We start from the raw sequence: 15,433 nt of genomic DNA on the forward strand, positions 1-15,433 counted from the left end.
TCCTCCCATCATGAAAGAGACCATTCGCAGACACATCAACGAACCAGGGCAGCTCGAATCCCTGTACCGATCTGACAAATCAGGTTTTCGCCAAGCTTTCCGGGACCTGTACCCCGAGCTTCAAAATATTCCCCTCGCTACTTTCTGGCAAGAACGATTGCAGCACGAAGGGGAGGGCATCGATTGGGGAAGCCGCAGGGAATGGCAGGTAGTGATCTTACTGGCACTTTTGGCCGGCATTGCTGCTAAGCTTCCAGTAATTCTGGGGGTAAGTGAGGAATTTTTCTTTCAGAGAAATGTAGGCTTTATTCTATTTACCACGCTTACCATCTATTTTTCATGGAAAAACCAGCTGCCAAAGGAAAAAGTCCTTCCGATAGCCCTGCTTACTTTAACCGGCATTGTCTTCATCAATTTCCTTCCTAAAGTTCCGGATAGTGATACGTTGGTGTTGGCTTGTCTTCATTTGCTTGTCATTTTGTGGGGTGTTTTCGGATATTCCCATGCAGGTGGGGGCCAGAAGATACGGGAAAGATGGCTTTCTTTTTTGAAATTTAATGGCGATTTACTGGTTATGGGCGTTCCGATGGCCATTGCCGGCGGGCTTCTGACGGGCATAACCCTGGGGCTATTTTCAGTAATCGGCTTAGATATTGAAAAATTTTATACCGAATACATACTGATTTTCGGGGTGGCCGCGCTTCCGATCATCAGTACCTACCTGATTCAAACCAACCCACAGGTGGTAGGTAAAATATCCCAGGTAATCGCTTCCCTTTTCAGCCCGCTGGTATTGGTGATGCTGGTAATTTATCTGGTAGCTATTCTTTATTCGGGAAAAGATCCGTACAATGACCGGGATTTTTTGATGCTGTTCAATGCCTTGTTGGTAGGTGTTCTGGCTTTGATTTTCTTTTCGATTGCGGGCTTTTCCTCCGCATCCAAAAAGAAGTTGGAAATTTGGATCCTGGCCCTTTTGGCCGGAGTAACCATTCTGGTGAATGGAGTGGCCTTGTCGGCTATCTTGTTTCGATTGGCAGAATGGGGCATCACTCCCAACCGAATAGCCGTATTGGGAGGGAATGTGTGGATACTTCTTCATTTATTGATGGTAAGTTGGAAATTGATTCGGGTTCTCCGTGAAAAAGCCGAAATGGATGAAGTAGAAAAGGTCATGGTTTCCTACCTACCGGTTTACTTTATTTGGGCAGTTCTGGTCACCTTACTCTTTCCATTTCTTTTTGGATTTGCATAGTCTCCAAATTCGGGGTCACTGGCTCCCATTGGCAATGCCCGTTAGACAACTGTGTCTGGTGATCCCGATCCTCTGAAAAATCGGGGACGGCCCAAATTACCCGTTGGTGCAATTTTCCGGGTAACGTTATACAGGCTGTTGCCTACCCAATAGCAACCGTCAAAAAATACTTTTGCAAAAAACAGATAATATGGTGTTTTTTTTGTACTTTCACCGAAGATCATGATTTCTGTATTTTTCCATCATAATGCCCGGTTAGTTCTTACCTCCTGTTTTCTTTTGAAAGCAGGTCGGATACTTATAGGCCACAATAAAGCCTTCATTAGCTAAGCCCTCTGCCGCCTATATCAGGGTAGAGGGTCGTATTTTTATTACGCAAATGCCTCCAAGAGGCCATGCATTCCCTAGTTTATATTTAAAAAATTTATTATCATGTTACCAATCATCAAAACAAGTGATGTAGACATCATTTTCACATTAGTCAATCATTTGAATCCTAATGAAAAGACAAAAGAAGTAAGACAGCTGGTAAGCGAAATCCAAAAGGCAAAAAAAGTTACGGATGCCGCTATGCCGCAAAAAGTTATTCAACTGAACAGCTATTTTGAAGTCAAATTTGAAAAAAATGATCAGTTGATCGCCATGACATTGGTCCTTCCGGAAAATGCGGACCTGGCTTCTTCCAAGCTGTCCCTGTTTTCGCCTCTGGGTGTTGCCCTGATAGGATATAAGGAAGGGGATCGAGTGGATTGGCCCTTGCCTGTTGGGAGAAGGATTATCCAGATCCTCAAGGTAAAAAACCCCGAAGCAGTGCCGGTGAGTTGAAAATGAATTCGCAACATTTCTTTCCAATAGTTTATGAAATGGGTTTACAGCATCCGCAACAAACGCAAGCTTTCTCTTCTGTTAATGGCAATAGTAGGGGTGGTACTTCTGAATCATTTTCAGGAAAGAAGCAATGCCGATAAAATGAGGACGGCAATGGCTGCCATTTACCAGGATCGGCTGTTGGTCGAAGGCTATATTTACGATATTTCCCTGAATCTGTTAGAGATGAGGGCAGCCCTTCAGGAAGAGAAACCTGATCAAACGAATTCTTTCCTAGCTAAGAAGATTGAGAGGATAAACCGGCTTACCGGATTGTTTCAGGAAACCCAACTTACTACGGCGGAGGAAAAGCACCTCCGCCACCTGGTAGAAACCGTTGAAAAGATCAGCGGCTCCCTTTCGGGAAATATTTCCGATCTTGCAATGGAAGCCAACATAACCCTCGCCATGGAAGATTTGCAAAAACTATCCAGTATCCAATTGGAAGAAGGCGAGCAGATCCTTTCGCGTACAGAAAAAATCTTCCATTCCGGAGAACGATTTGCGCAATTGGAGATGGTGGCATTAATCCTGATTTTGATTCTGGTTCAGACCTTGGTAATCTCTGCCCGGGTATTTAGTAGCAAATCCAACATTCCCTACAACCTAAACTGATTATTGCCGGTCCCTTTTTACCTAAGCTTCTTTTAGTAGTAAAGCGGAAAAATCCATTAGACCATCCAAAGGTAATCTTCTCCCTCTTTAAAGGAATGCCTGTCCAGAAAATCCTGTATCCACTTTTTACCCAGTAGGTTGCCTACCATTACCAGGATCATGGCCTTGCCTTTTAGGTTTCCAACCTTTTCCTCCAGGATTCGAACAGGAAGCTTATCTTCCCTTTCCTCCTTTTTTAAGGCGAGGTACCCGCTAATTTCCAACCCCTTTTTTCTGAAGGGGGCGAGTCGCCTTTCCACGGTTTGCCCATACCTACAAACCCAGATTTCTTTTCCTGCCGGAGCGAAAAATGGATCAGCAGTCGCTTCCCGAAATGCCCTCTTGGCATAGGCACGATGGTTTCTGGAAAGTATGCCTTCCCAATCGTTCCACACCGGCAGGTATTCGTTTATTTTGGCAAATCGTACCCCCTTATTCATCCAGCGTAACCACAGGTCAAAATCTTCCGGTAGCTTTTTCCAGCTTCACCTATGGGTGCGAGAGATAGGGTTTTAAAACCGGTTTGCAATCCAAATCCATCCGCTCATCCACCAATATCAGTTCCATCCCCGGCCGCAGACAAGAAACCGTACTTTTCAGGCTTTCTTCCAAAAATGGGGTGTAATCCTTTATGGGAATAATGACAGATACCTGACAATCCACGCGGTTTTTTCTTAAGATAGGTTACCTGAAGCACTGGGATTACCTATCACCACCGTCCATTTTCTGATTTCCCAGGAAAGAACCAGCCCGTTTTTTACGTAAGGATCCGCCTGCACAAAAGCTTCTGCGGCTGCTGGGGTTTCTCCACGAAAAAGCAGAATGGCCTGATCGGCTGGGTCTGCCAGCGCACCACCCATCAGTAGTTGGCCATTTTTGTGAAGATTTTCGGCCAGGTTCAGGTGCTCCTTGCGGTAGGTCCCTCTTTTTTCCAGGTAATCTGGTGAAACGGTATAAATAAGCAGGTAATAATTCATGGTGATAACGTGCTAGGGTTTTTCCCAATGATACTCATTCCTGGCAAAATTTAGAAATCATTTGGTTATGAATTCCATTGTATATAGCTGCAAGGTGTTTAAGTCGCTTTAGCTCACGTACTTAAAATAGTATCAAGTGCATTTATATTTTGATTTTTCACTATATTGATAGCGGAAGAGTGCATTTCCAATAACCCGTATTAACCAGCATCTGCCATGGAAGAAAACGACGCCTCAGCTCCCGAACCAAAACCCTCTTTTCAGGAGCTGCTTCCGGATTCAGGCCATTCAGGAAATAGGCTGCAAGCCCTCACGGCCGTATTTAACGGCCTTGGGATCGGGTTGTTTTTAGGACTTCTGATGGGCCTGTCAGTATCTCCCGTGGTGAGTGGGGTGGTTGGTACCATCACTTCTCTGCTTGCCGTTTTAATTGGGCTGAATGAAAAGTTTCTGGATCCGGTCAAAAGCCTTCGAATCGGTTCCTTCGGCTTGTTTTCAGCAGTTGGGATATTACTGGGTCTATACATTCGGTCCAATGATCCCTTCGCACCCAGCCTGTCAGACAAAATGCAGGAGTATCTGGAAATTGGCTATAGCCCAGAAGAAGCCAAACTCCTGGTGACGGACTTTATCCGGGCGGATTCATCCCTGGCGGTACGTCAGGCCAATGTACTTTACAGTACGGAGGTCAGCATCACCGCCTGCGATTTTCTAGTTTATGCTGACGAAACGACGCCTCCTGCCGAGGTATTTAATACCTTCGAAACAGCGGGGGGGCTTTGGGCGAAACTGGTCCCTGCCTTTCAAAACAAATTGAGTGAGGAGCAGGCCAGAACAGTCTTACTGTCCTTGAGAGATGGATTTTGTACCGATGGTCAAGGAGGTGAGCAAAGACTGACAATTCCCGAAACTATCCTGAAGCAAAACCCGGAGCAAGATCTGGAAGGGCTGGAACGACACTTACGCTCTCTGGAAGCCCCCTGGCCGGAGATTACCAATTTATTGGAGGAACATTTCACCCCGGATATACGGACTAAAGCTTATGCTGTGCTACTTCAAGTATTTAACGATGAATAAATTCTCAACCTTTCTTTTTTGGGTAACCCTTCTTTTGGTTAACCCTTCCTTTGCCCAGTCCTTTGACCCAGGAAAGATAAAAAATGCCCTGGTGAAGGTGGTAGTGGCCGCAGATAACCGCAGCTCGAATGCCCTGACGGGATTCGTCTGGAAATCTCCCAATCAGGTAGTTACGTCCCTTCATGGTATGAGCCGAACGGGAGACATACGTATCCTGTATCCGGGACAGGCCTGGAGAAAAGCCCGGATCAAGAAAGTCCTGCAAAAGGCGGATTTGGTCTTATTGGAACTGTTACCCGGAGAGCCCGCACCTCCTGCAGGAATTACACCGTTGAGCAGTTTTAGTCCTGAAAAGGTCGGTTTTGGTACCAGCGTGTATGCGTTGGGTTTTAATGGAGGTGCCATCGGGAGTTCGTCCAGGCAGATGAAAAAGGGATTTGTAGATCCCGAAACCCTGGCTAATCTGATTCCCAAAAAAGACAAGGACGCCTTGTCCCGAATCGGATTTCCGGCCTTGGACCTGAACATTCTTTACCTGGAAGGTAGCTTGCTTCCTGGATTTTCGGGTGCCCCTGTATTTGATCCCCAAAGTCGACTGATCGGTATTGGAGATGGTGGATTGGAAAAGGGCGCCAGTAACGTTAGTTGGATCATCCCAGCCTATTACCTTTCAGAATTGGAAAGTTCTACTTCCACGAGTCTCCCTCCGGGATTCGAAAACCTTGTACAACTCTTTTCTGCGGCCGCCAAAATTGAATTTACCGAAGAGGTAGTTGCTGCTGCGACTGAATTTCCGAATGAATCCGTTTCTGAGGGGGATAGTGAACGGTATGTTATGGAAAAATTGCTGGAAGGTAGTTTCGACCGTTTTGAATCCGAACCGATTGAAGCGCTCGGTTTTGAATTTTATCCCATCAAAACACGCTCCCTCAGCGAGATGATGGACACCTCGGATGATCCGGAAAACATCCAAAAATTATCGGACGAGTTTGCACTGGATCTTAATATCCAACTCGATTACGACGCCATGTACTACGATATCTACGAAGATATCAACAACGGTGTGGTTTTAGCTGTGCCCGAAGGGCGCACGCTGCAATACAATCCTGCGGAGGAAGCCTTTCAGGTGGTTAATACCGATGGCAATGACATGCAACTTTATTTTTATGGGGTGCAAAATGATTTTTCCGAAACGGATTTTGAAGAATTGCTGCTGGTAATGGGCGACGTTATCAACCAAAACTTCGCTTACCGCTACGGAATGAGCGGCTTTACCGTTGACGAGGAATATTCCGTTTGGGATGAGTTTGATGGAGGAAGAAAAGTGGCCTGGATATTATCTCTTGGTAACGAATACCTAATGGGGCAAGACGGTCTCCAATACGCCTTTTATGTATACATGACCCTGCTGATGACGGAAGAAAAAACCTTTATGGCCATCGCTACCATTCCCATTCCCGTCGAAATGCTGGCCATGGCACTGACTTATGGGTTGGACTGCAATAACCCGGGCATTTATGCCGAGTATTGCACTTATTTCAATCAGGTATTTCAGACCTTTGCTGCCGCGCATCTGACTAATTTTGCCTATTGAAATAGGGTTGTGGTTCATTCAGACCTTTATCGAACTGGCCTGGGGAAAACGGGCAGGCTTTCCGCTCCATTGGCTCCCACAGACTGTACGGCAAAGAAGTAATTATCCTTGGAGTAAGGCAGCTCCATTTCCAGCTCCTCGGTATAAAACTTTCGTTCCCACATGGAATCACTGGTCTCGCGCATCAGCACGTAATAGCCGCTGGCGGTGCCGTTTTCAGGGCTTTTCCAGCGCAGCAAGGTCGCGTTGCTCAAACTGCTGATATCTACGCCTACCTCTTGGGGCACCCCCGGGGCGGAGGCAAGGCTGGCAAGTACCGCCAGGTTCACTGAGGTATTTTTTCGCAGGTATTCGTAATCAATGTAGTCAATTAAATCTCCGTATTGCTGCCCGTCTTCCACCCGGATATCCTGGTGCTGGTGGAAATAATTTTCATTCATTTCGCACAAACGCACCGCTGTAAATCCTTCTCTGGAAAAGGGCGTGTGGTCTCCGCCTCTTAAAAAGCGGTCGTTGCGATACACCAGTTTGATCTCCAGTTGATCCACATAGCGCTCACCCACTTCCTTAATGTACCGGGCCAGCTGCCGGGACTTGCTGTCATTTTCGGCATTCGTTGACCGCCGGAGAGAGGCCATCTGCTCGGTTTCGAAAAGAGGTACGCCCTCACTGAATACACGCAATTTGGTGTTGTCCCGTAGATCCGTACCGCTCGAAGTGCTATTTCCGATCATGTCGTTATTGATCATGGCTACCAGGTTCCATCCTTCGTTTTTTGCTTTCCGGGCAAGGTGGGCAGCACCAATCAGCCCTTGCTCTTCTCCGGATACGGCCACAAAGATGATCGTGGCAGGGAAAGATTGGCGGCTCATGATGCGTACCATTTCAATCAGGGCGACTACTCCGGAGCCGTCATCATTGGCGCCCGGCGCATCGGCTTCGGCATTCATAATATCTGAAACCCGGCTGTCAATGTGCCCGCTCACCACAAAAACCCGGTCATCTTCCGGATCCGATCCTTTCAGGGTAGCCATTACATTGCCCATCCGGATATCCCGATCTACGCGACGGCCATCCGCTTCCACTTGAAAATAATCGATCTCAGCCCTCAGCCTGCCTTCGGAAGTACTTTCAAACGAGCGAAAGCGGGAAAGGACGTATTGCCTGGCCGCTTCTATTCCACGTCCCTGCTGACCCTGGCTTAGCGTATGACGCGTGCCAAAGCTCACCAAACTTTCCAGGTAGTTTTGCAAACTGTCTTTTGAAACTTCCTTTACCATCGCCTCAAGCTCCGGTTCCCGGTGAATGGAAGTAACCTGAGCCGTTCCCGTCAACGTTGACAAAATAATTAAGCCATGGAATAGCAGTCCAAAAGAAATGATCGGAAAGAAATGGATTCGGTTTTTCATATTACTAAAGTAACCAGGGAAAAATGATTATAGCAGCTAATCCGGGAAAATTTCCTTGGAAAAAGGTTTTCAGTTGCGGCCCCTTTATAATTTCTATACTTACTTTTGCTACCCAAACGAAACCCACAACCATTCTTAAAACAAAATAATGGAAAAGCGCTACTTTTCTAGCACAAGTTTTGATATCAAATAAGCCAGTTCTATACCCTATAAAGTAAACTACCATGCCGCAACTTTTGATTTTTGTTCGTTTTCTTCTGATTGGATTGGTATTCATCCAGATAAGTTGTGTACGAAACCCCGTCACGGGTAAAAAACAACTGGTTCTGATGTCCGAAAAGCAGGAGATTCAGATGGGTAAAGAGTCCGATCCCGATATAATGGCTTATTTTGGCAGGTACGAGGATCCGGACTTGCAGGCCTTTATTACCGAAAAGGGAAATGAAATGGCGGCAGTTTCTCACCGGCCAAACCTGGACTATGAATTCAAAATTGTAGATTCGCCAGTAATCAACGCCTTCGCTGTACCGGGAGGGTTTGTGTATTTCACCCGGGGAATTATGGCGCATTTTAACAATGAGGCGGAGTTTGCAGGGGTGCTGGGCCACGAAATCGGCCATGTAACGGCCAGGCACTCGGTCATACAGCAGCGCAATAATTTGCTGGGGCAGTTGGGAATGATCGCTGGTGTGGTGCTGGTACCTCAATTGTCAGAATTTATAGAACCCCTTTCCCAGGGCATGCAACTGGCACTGTTGAGTTTTGGCAGGGATGCCGAGCGCCAATCCGATGAATTGGGTGTGGAGTATTCTTCTAAAATTGGTTACGATGCGGTCGAAATGGCCGGGTTTTTTGAAACGCTGGAACGCAAGCAAGAACAATCCGGAGCCAGCGAAATACCCGAATTCCTATCCACTCACCCTTCTCCGGCCGAAAGAAATGAAACTGTGGCCCAATTGGCAGCAACCTGGAAGGAAAAGTTGAATCTGGAAGATACCGAGGTGAACCGGGAAGCGTATTTACGTCGAATAGAAGGCTTGGTGTACGGCGAAGACCCTCGCCAGGGATTTGTAGAAAATAGCGTTTTTTACCATCCCGAACTTAAATTTAGCTTTCCGGTACCCGGTGACTGGAACCTTCAAAACTCCCCACAGCAGGTGCAGATGGCTCCCAAAAGCGGTGAAGCTGTCCTGACGATGACGCTGGCTTCCGGTACCAATTTCCGTGAGATGGCCGAGCAAATGGTGGAACAATACAAACTTGAGGTACTTTCTGTCAGCGAAGAAAAGGTCAACGGCCTTACTTCCCTTCAACTGCTGGCTGAGCAAAAACAGGAAAACGGTTCCGGCATCCGCTTGTTGGTTTATTTTATTCAACAAGGCGATCTTAGCTACCGATTGATGGGATTGGCGGAATCAGCCAACTATGCTACCTACGAATCCGCTTTTCTTTCTACCATGAAAAATTTCAGAGAACTGAAAGAAGCGGACAAACTCAACCGGCAACCCGAACGGCTGCGCATCGTGACCCTTTCCCGAAACACCACCCTGGAGCAAGCATTGAAAGCGCAAGGTTTTTCCGATGCACGCCTGGAAGAACTGGCCATCTTAAACGGAATGGACCTTAATGAATCCCTCAGTGCAGGAAGCTTAATTAAGGTTCCAAAATAGGAACACCGAAGTTTACATTTGATTCAAAGAATTCAAATTCGGTTTACGTCTCCATCATTCGTTTTCTAATTTCTGCGTTTAAGAAAAATTAAGTCTCGCAATGACGATATTGACGGTTTTATACAGAAAATTAGGTCAAACTCAGGCTTAATTTCCGTCCTTATAGCTGGGCAGTTGATAGCCCGTTATTTTGTTAATCTAATTTTCTGTGGACTGGTTTTAGGAATACGTTCAATTAGGTTCCTGGCTTCTAGGTCAAGTTTCACCGAAACTACATACCATGTAACTTTGCCATCAAAGGAATCGGTTAGTTTAGCTACTGCTAAGTCGGTTAATTCGGAAAAGCTGATTTCTTTGTATTCTTGTAACGTCTCGATAATGAAATTTTTGATAGGGTCGTACCTTCGTTTCAGGATGTTTACTCCTTTTTTTCCTTGAGGATGAAGGGTCATTATTTTTTCTTCATTCATGGGAGTAGGTATTAAACGTACAATGCCAATTTACAAAGTTTTTTTTATTCCCTGAATTCATTTTGAGGTAATAATTCCCGATACCATTCCTCCAACTCATTATTTTTAAACACAAAAAGGTAAAACTCGTCGTCATGTGGAAAGTTTCGATAGGATAGGATTTCGACAGGAACGCCGTCTTCCATCCGTTTCTCTGCAATGGTATACGCGTTTCCCAGTATTTCAGTGACCTGTTCCTTAGACATCCCCAGTTCAAGTGCTTCCATATTATAGCTTCTTAGCGAAGAGAAGATACCGGGTGCGCAGGAGGATAATGCGATGAGTAATACTAATGGGAAAATGAGTGGCTTTAATCTCATAATTTGACTTTTAGAAATGTAGGGAACCGTTCCCTTTATTTATGACGGAAAATTAAGGGTTTCGGAGTAAGTTTCCATTCGTAGTGTGGTTCTTTTAAGGAAAAATAACAAACCAAATCTACGCTCATCCCTTCGATTTGTGCCTGATTTTCGTACGTGTCGTTTAAAGCTCTATAAACTTCTTATAGTGCTCATACCGTAAAAATATGTCCCGTACATAATGGTAGGGCTCTGCTCCTCTCACAAAGCCATTTCTCACCACCTCATCATGGTAGTATTTTTTATCGGCTAGCTTTAAAATATATTCTTCTACATTTTCGTCCCATACATTCGGGTCTTTGCCATGCTTTTCCGCCAGGCGCATGGCATCAAATACATGTCCTGCGCCACAATTGAAGGCAGCCAGCGTAAATTTGACTTGCTGAATAGAATCTTCTACCGCTTCAAAGTAATCGCGCATCCTGCTCAAATACTTCACCCCGCCGCTTACATTTTGCTCCGGATTAAGACTATTTGTGACCCCCACTTCCTTTGCCGTGGCAGGCATGAGCTGGATTAATCCGCTAGCTCCTACCCAGGATTCAGCCCGGGGATCAAATCGTGATTCCTGATACACCTGAGAGCAGAGGAAACGCCAATCCCATCCAATTTTTGGAGCATTGGCCTTAATGATGTCATCGTATTGGCTGATTTTATTGCCGTTTTTGCTGTATAGGTCGCTTTGAATTCTGCCCCGAAAGGATTTGGTGTTTTTGAAATACTTATTGTAAATCACGTAATAATCATCGCTCTTTTTCTCTTCAGCTATCCATTGGTTGATGGCCCGAAGCAATTCAGGCGAATTCTGCCTTACCGCCCAGGCGATGCGTTGCGAAAAGGAAATCCGGGTATCTATATGGAGTATCGGATAATAGGTTTTGTTGATGGCTGCAATATTATAATCGGCGACGGTTCTTTCGATTTCCCCATCGACTACCATTCGGATGATTTCATCAGTAGCAATGTTTCCATCAATGTGGGTTATTGGGATTTCGGCACCAATTTCATCCTGCAGGTTTTGAAGTCGTTGCGAATAGGAGGTGTTTTCTCTTACCCAAACGGTATCATCTTCCAATTCCAGCGTATTTGAAATGACTTCCTTATCAATTTTGTAGCCGGGAAGGGAGCGCCAGTTTTCGGGCATCCGCTGTACCAGCGCCTGGTGGGTGACGTAATGGTTTTCGGTGAAACTCACCAATTGTTTTCTTGGCTCGGTAATCGTAAGACCGTAGGCAATCAAGTCGCCCTCGCCGTTGTTCAACATATCAAACAGGTCATCGATGTCTTCCGCGATGGTAATTTGCAATTCCAGGTCCAGATGCTCCGCCAGGCGAGACAATAACTCGTACTCAAAACCCATGGGCATCCCTTTATACAGAAAATAGCTCGTAGAACTATAGATGGTGATGGCATGCAGCACGCCATCTTCTTTGATGCTCTCCAGGTCTTTTGAAACGTTATAAGGTACCAGATCCGGTTCTATCACCTGCTCTCCTTCATTGGAAGTTTGGGAACAGGCAGCCAAAATCAGTAACAAGACGATGATTAAAGTATTCTTTCGTAGGTCCATAAGCTATACATTATATGGAAATAAATGAATTAAGCAAGGAATTGTTTAAATAATTGCCTTATTTTCCTCTTAGAAAGGTGGGGTTTTAGCACCTAATATCATTGAATGAAATTATTACAAATTTAAAATACTCAAAAAAAATCCCCCTTGCCCCCTTAAAAAGGGGGATTTAGTTCAAGTTGGGCTTTTGGGTCCGTTTCTTCCGTTGCAATTTGATACGGAACCTGGTAGCAGCCATTTATTGGTTTAGCCCTACCTGGTAGCGTCAACTATTCAGAATGAAGAAGTCTGAATGGATATCCTTTAACCGGGCGGAGAAATCTCCTGGGTAATATCGTAATCGCTAATCCGTACGTGTCCAAATCTTATATGTCTTAAATCTAAGGTACAAAGGGGTAAGATCCTGACCCGACTAGGCGTCGATAGGGATTTTAGCGCCTAACTATCATTAAATTAAATTATTACAAATTTAAAATACTCAAAAAAAAATCCCCCTTGCCCCCTTAAAAAGGGGGAATTAGTTCAAGTTGGGCTTTTAGGTCCGTTTCTTCCGTTGCAATTTGATACGGAACCTGGTTGCAGCCATTTTTTGGATTAGTAGCATCTACCCGTAAGCATTGACCCTTGCCCTAGCCCAATTTTTCTTTAAAGAAATCGATGGTCCGTCCCCAGGCCAGTTTGGCCGCAGCCTCGTCGTAGCGGGGCGTGGAATGGTTGTGAAAACCGTGATTTACGTCTGGATACATAAAGGCCTGGTATTCCTTATCATGGGCTTTCAGTTCCTTTTCGTAATCCGGCCAGCCGGCATTTACCCGTGTATCCAGCCCGGCAAAGTGCAGCATCAGCGGTGCCTGTATCTGTGGCACTTCTTCTGCGGTGGGCTGTCCTCCATAGAAAGGGACCGAAGCTCCAAGGTCCGGCACGCGCACGGCCATCATATTGGAAATCCAGCCTCCAAAGCAGAACCCCACCACACCGGCTTTGCCCGTGCAATGTTCATGGTTCTTCAGCATTTCGTAGCCGGCAATAAAATCCTGCAACATGTCCTCCCGATCTCTTTTGGACTGCATGGTACGGCCTTCGTCATCCGATCCCGGGTAGCCGCCCAAAGGCGTCAAGGCATCCGGGGCAAAGGCGATAAAGCCATCCAATGCTGCCTGATGAGCGGTGTCTTCGATATAGGGGTTCAGGCCGCGGTTTTCATGCACCACCAATATGCCCGGTAGGGGACCGCTTTGGTCCTTGGGTCGGGTGAGCAGTCCTTTCATGGTGCCGGCACCCTTGGGCGAAGAGTAGGTCACGTATTCCGAGATCAGTCGGGGATCGTCCTGTGTATAGCGCCGGGCAGCGGCGTAATTAGGCATCAGGTAGCCCATAATGGCCGATACGGTCAGCCCGCCTACGGCAAACTTGGACAGGCGCTGCACAAAATCCCTGCGCTCAATGCGGCTATGCGCATAATCGTCGTACAGGTCAAAAACTTCCTGGTCCAGGTCTTTCTTATCAATTGGTTTCATGGATATGTAGTTTGGTTTGAAGAGTCTATAACGAGCCCGGCGGCGGCGCGATCGGACGTGTTCCGCGGAAATGGCGCAGGATGGATATAAATGCCTTTTTGTATTGTATGTCCTGCCCAATTTCAACATTCGAAGCATGTGTTTAAGTTACCCTATTTTTCCGAAAATAAGGTAAAAAGCCGGCGAAACTTTTCTTTTAGGGAGGGATATCCAATAATAAAAACAGGGAGGGATTTTGGATCCCCCTCCTTTCTTCCATTTCTTAAAAGATCATTTTGTGGGTGAGTTTTTTAATTTACCCTTTCAAAAAGGATGTTTTTCACCGTGCCTTCCGATGCCACCTCAAAATACATGATTTCCTCCTTATTTTTTCCATGAAAACTGTATTTCGTTCTTCTATTCGCCCCAAATACACCCTTTTGTCCCTCGGTGAGGACCAGGCGATGGTTGGGGTACGTTAAGACCAGTTGCTGATCGATTACTTCTAGCACATAGGTCACATCCAGTTCTTTGGAATAGTAGTTCCCTGCATAGATTTCCAGATGCTGATTGGGCAGATCCGCTAGCTGGATCCTCTCAAAATAAAAAATGGCACCGCCAAAATCTACCTGTAGGTCATCATCAGCATCTTCTTGTCCAAAGGCGTAGGTAATATACGGATTGTCGATTCTGGAGAATCGATTCGGGCCTTCCGGAATGAGGGGTGTCCCGGTACTGCCCCTACTGCTAACCGCTTTCAAGGTATCGTTCTCCACATAAATCGCCATGCGCAAATCGCTGTTTAATTCCTGGTACGTTCCGGTATACGCGTTTAACGCTGCTGCCGAATGTTGGGTGAAAGTTGCCTTTTGACCGGCTTCCGTTGGTTCCTGCACAAACAGGTCCAGGATTTGGTAGGAGAAATTGACGGCATTGATGTTTTCGTCGTTTGCAAATACCACCACCGCCAAATTCAGTGCCGGCACGGCGATAAATTGGCTGCGCATGCCCCGATCTCGCCCACTGTGATTGTAGGTGGTAAGTGTCTTATAGGGAGAAACGAATAGTCCCCTGCCATAGCTCATCCGTTCTCCATTATTCAAGGTATCCCGTTGCGTAAGGAAATCTTTCAGGTAGGAAAAATCATGTGCAGGGTTCAGGAATAGTTCCGACCAGCGGAGCATATCGGGAATGGTACTTTCCATGCCTCCGGCTCCTACGCAAAGGGTGAGGGATTTGGGTTGGTTGTATCCCTTGTCCGTGGCAAAATAGGGATAGGCCCGGTTGGGGACAAGGGTTTCCAGATCATGGATAAAAAACGAATGTTCCATATCCAGGGGGTCGAAAAGTTCTTTCTTTGAAAACTCATGCAGGTCCATCCCGGATACCCTTTCCACGATCAAGACAAGTAAAACATAGTTGGTGTTGGAATAAAGCATCTTTTCGCCCGGGGCGTTATTGGTCCCTTTTTGCCGGAACATCAGCGCCTGAATCATTTCATTGGTGTAGCCCCGATGGCTGTAGTCAAAGCCTTTTAAATCCAGTAGCACGTTGTGGTTTCGGAGTCCACTGGTATGGTTGAGCAAATGCTTTATCCGGATCGTGTCCCCATAAAACGCCAATTCCGGGATATACTTCCTTACATCCTCCTCTATGGATAATTTCCCCTGCTTCTCCAAAATACCGATGCAGGCGGCTGTAAATTGTTTGGTAACCGAGGCCAGCCCAAAAACGGTGGAATCATTGAATGGAAGCTGGTATTCCAGGTTCATACTTCCTCTGCTGCTATGGTATAGCAGTTGCCCGTCTTTTACCAGGCCAACAGTTACTCCGGGATGTGATTCCTCCGGTACTGCTTCCATTAACAGCGCATCGATGCTGTTTTTAACTGGACTTTGGGCATGTACCTGAACAGCCGTAAGTATCCATAATAAGAGGTAGAAGGATTTCATTTTGGTAGGTGTTTATCTGGTTTTCTAAGAAGGGAGGAATCCAG

General features: G+C 46.1%; 16 protein-coding genes. 6 read left to right on the forward strand and 10 right to left on the reverse strand.

Annotation, left to right across the window (positions count from 1 at the left end):
- Window positions 1–10 precede the first annotated feature (10 nt).
- From GKS34_RS21055 to GKS34_RS21065, 3 genes are all read left to right on the forward strand, one after another.
- Window positions 11–1,255, forward strand: coding sequence for a DUF4153 domain-containing protein (locus GKS34_RS21055; protein ID WP_163386973.1), 1,245 nt, complete (start codon window positions 11–13; stop codon window positions 1,253–1,255).
- Window positions 1,256–1,687: 432 nt separating this feature from the next.
- Window positions 1,688–2,080, forward strand: a complete 393-nt coding sequence (locus GKS34_RS21060) for a GreA/GreB family elongation factor (RefSeq protein ID WP_163386974.1) — start codon at window positions 1,688–1,690, stop codon at window positions 2,078–2,080.
- A gap of 84 nt (window positions 2,081–2,164) precedes the next feature.
- Window positions 2,165–2,737 (forward strand): MCP four helix bundle domain-containing protein, encoded by a 573-nt coding sequence (locus tag GKS34_RS21065; RefSeq protein ID WP_163386975.1) that lies wholly within the window; start codon window positions 2,165–2,167, stop codon window positions 2,735–2,737.
- A gap of 56 nt (window positions 2,738–2,793) precedes the next feature.
- On the opposite strand, the gene GKS34_RS21070 is transcribed toward GKS34_RS21065, so the two are convergent.
- From GKS34_RS21070 to GKS34_RS21080, 3 genes are read right to left on the reverse strand one after another with little or no spacing between them, the layout of a single operon-like run.
- Window positions 2,794–3,216 (reverse strand): hypothetical protein, encoded by a 423-nt coding sequence (locus GKS34_RS21070; RefSeq protein WP_163386976.1) that lies wholly within the window; start codon window positions 3,214–3,216, stop codon window positions 2,794–2,796.
- A 49-nt stretch (window positions 3,217–3,265) separates the two neighbouring features.
- On the reverse strand, window positions 3,266–3,439 hold the full coding sequence (locus tag GKS34_RS21075; RefSeq protein WP_163386977.1) for a glycosyltransferase: 174 nt from the start codon (window positions 3,437–3,439) through the stop codon (window positions 3,266–3,268).
- Between the two features lie 11 nt (window positions 3,440–3,450).
- On the reverse strand, window positions 3,451–3,753 hold the full coding sequence (locus GKS34_RS21080; protein WP_163386978.1) for a YciI-like protein: 303 nt from the start codon (window positions 3,751–3,753) through the stop codon (window positions 3,451–3,453).
- Between the two features lie 216 nt (window positions 3,754–3,969).
- On the opposite strand from GKS34_RS21080, the gene GKS34_RS21085 reads away from it, so the two are divergent.
- Both GKS34_RS21085 and GKS34_RS21090 read left to right on the forward strand, forming a co-directional pair.
- Complete coding sequence (locus tag GKS34_RS21085; RefSeq protein ID WP_163386979.1) at window positions 3,970–4,830, forward strand: hypothetical protein; 861 nt, start codon at window positions 3,970–3,972, stop codon at window positions 4,828–4,830.
- Entirely contained in the window at window positions 4,823–6,424 is a 1,602-nt protein-coding gene (locus tag GKS34_RS21090) for a S1 family peptidase (RefSeq protein ID WP_163386980.1), read from the forward strand. Before GKS34_RS21085 ends, GKS34_RS21090 begins: the two co-directional genes overlap by 8 nt.
- A gap of 26 nt (window positions 6,425–6,450) precedes the next feature.
- Here the strand turns inward: GKS34_RS21090 and GKS34_RS21095 are convergent, their stop codons facing one another.
- Both GKS34_RS21095 and GKS34_RS21100 read right to left on the reverse strand, forming a co-directional pair.
- Window positions 6,451–7,833 (reverse strand): M28 family metallopeptidase, encoded by a 1,383-nt coding sequence (locus GKS34_RS21095; RefSeq protein WP_205602126.1) that lies wholly within the window; start codon window positions 7,831–7,833, stop codon window positions 6,451–6,453.
- Window positions 7,834–7,837: 4 nt separating this feature from the next.
- Complete coding sequence (locus GKS34_RS21100; protein WP_163386956.1) at window positions 7,838–8,110, reverse strand: hypothetical protein; 273 nt, start codon at window positions 8,108–8,110, stop codon at window positions 7,838–7,840.
- Between the two features lie 52 nt (window positions 8,111–8,162).
- Here GKS34_RS21100 and GKS34_RS21105 point away from each other — a divergent pair, with 52 nt between their 5' ends.
- Complete coding sequence (locus GKS34_RS21105; protein WP_240459406.1) at window positions 8,163–9,503, forward strand: M48 family metalloprotease; 1,341 nt, start codon at window positions 8,163–8,165, stop codon at window positions 9,501–9,503.
- A 185-nt stretch (window positions 9,504–9,688) separates the two neighbouring features.
- Here GKS34_RS21105 and GKS34_RS21110 read toward each other — a convergent pair whose 3' ends face one another.
- The 5 genes from GKS34_RS21110 to GKS34_RS21130 form a co-directional block, all read right to left on the reverse strand.
- A complete protein-coding gene (locus GKS34_RS21110) occupies window positions 9,689–9,973 on the reverse strand; it encodes a DUF6958 family protein (protein WP_163386982.1) in 285 nt (94 codons plus the stop codon).
- Between the two features lie 44 nt (window positions 9,974–10,017).
- Entirely contained in the window at window positions 10,018–10,332 is a 315-nt protein-coding gene (locus GKS34_RS21115) for a hypothetical protein (RefSeq protein ID WP_163386983.1), read from the reverse strand.
- Window positions 10,333–10,495: 163 nt separating this feature from the next.
- The gene (locus GKS34_RS21120; protein WP_163386984.1) at window positions 10,496–11,941 is read right to left on the reverse strand and encodes an MltF family protein; all 1,446 of its coding nucleotides are present in this window, start codon (window positions 11,939–11,941) and stop codon (window positions 10,496–10,498) included.
- Between the two features lie 629 nt (window positions 11,942–12,570).
- Window positions 12,571–13,458, reverse strand: a complete 888-nt coding sequence (locus GKS34_RS21125; RefSeq protein WP_163386985.1) for a dienelactone hydrolase family protein — start codon at window positions 13,456–13,458, stop codon at window positions 12,571–12,573.
- A gap of 290 nt (window positions 13,459–13,748) precedes the next feature.
- On the reverse strand, window positions 13,749–15,389 hold the full coding sequence (locus tag GKS34_RS21130; protein ID WP_163386986.1) for a serine hydrolase domain-containing protein: 1,641 nt from the start codon (window positions 15,387–15,389) through the stop codon (window positions 13,749–13,751).
- Window positions 15,390–15,433 lie beyond the last annotated feature (44 nt).

Source organism: Cyclobacterium jeungdonense (genome assembly GCF_010994275.1).
Taxonomy (GTDB): domain Bacteria; phylum Bacteroidota; class Bacteroidia; order Cytophagales; family Cyclobacteriaceae; genus Cyclobacterium; species Cyclobacterium jeungdonense.

Bases quoted from the DNA above. Each gene is read 5' to 3' on its own strand.
- GKS34_RS21055 (WP_163386973.1), top strand. From the start codon at position 11: ATGAAAGAGACCATTCGCAGACACATCAACGAACCAGGGCAGCTCGAA.
- GKS34_RS21060 (WP_163386974.1), top strand. From the start codon at position 1,688: ATGTTACCAATCATCAAAACAAGTGATGTAGACATCATTTTCACATTA.
- GKS34_RS21065 (WP_163386975.1), top strand. From the start codon at position 2,165: ATGGCAATAGTAGGGGTGGTACTTCTGAATCATTTTCAGGAAAGAAGC.
- GKS34_RS21070 (WP_163386976.1), bottom strand. From the start codon at position 3,216: ATGAATAAGGGGGTACGATTTGCCAAAATAAACGAATACCTGCCGGTG.
- GKS34_RS21080 (WP_163386978.1), bottom strand. From the start codon at position 3,753: ATGAATTATTACCTGCTTATTTATACCGTTTCACCAGATTACCTGGAA.
- GKS34_RS21085 (WP_163386979.1), top strand. From the start codon at position 3,970: ATGGAAGAAAACGACGCCTCAGCTCCCGAACCAAAACCCTCTTTTCAG.
- GKS34_RS21090 (WP_163386980.1), top strand. From the start codon at position 4,823: ATGAATAAATTCTCAACCTTTCTTTTTTGGGTAACCCTTCTTTTGGTT.
- GKS34_RS21095 (WP_205602126.1), bottom strand. From the start codon at position 7,833: ATGAAAAACCGAATCCATTTCTTTCCGATCATTTCTTTTGGACTGCTA.
- GKS34_RS21100 (WP_163386956.1), bottom strand. From the start codon at position 8,110: ATGAATACCAATCCAATCAGAAGAAAACGAACAAAAATCAAAAGTTGC.
- GKS34_RS21105 (WP_240459406.1), top strand. From the start codon at position 8,163: ATGTCCGAAAAGCAGGAGATTCAGATGGGTAAAGAGTCCGATCCCGAT.
- GKS34_RS21110 (WP_163386982.1), bottom strand. From the start codon at position 9,973: ATGAATGAAGAAAAAATAATGACCCTTCATCCTCAAGGAAAAAAAGGA.
- GKS34_RS21115 (WP_163386983.1), bottom strand. From the start codon at position 10,332: ATGAGATTAAAGCCACTCATTTTCCCATTAGTATTACTCATCGCATTA.
- GKS34_RS21120 (WP_163386984.1), bottom strand. From the start codon at position 11,941: ATGGACCTACGAAAGAATACTTTAATCATCGTCTTGTTACTGATTTTG.
- GKS34_RS21125 (WP_163386985.1), bottom strand. From the start codon at position 13,458: ATGAAACCAATTGATAAGAAAGACCTGGACCAGGAAGTTTTTGACCTG.
- GKS34_RS21130 (WP_163386986.1), bottom strand. From the start codon at position 15,389: ATGAAATCCTTCTACCTCTTATTATGGATACTTACGGCTGTTCAGGTA.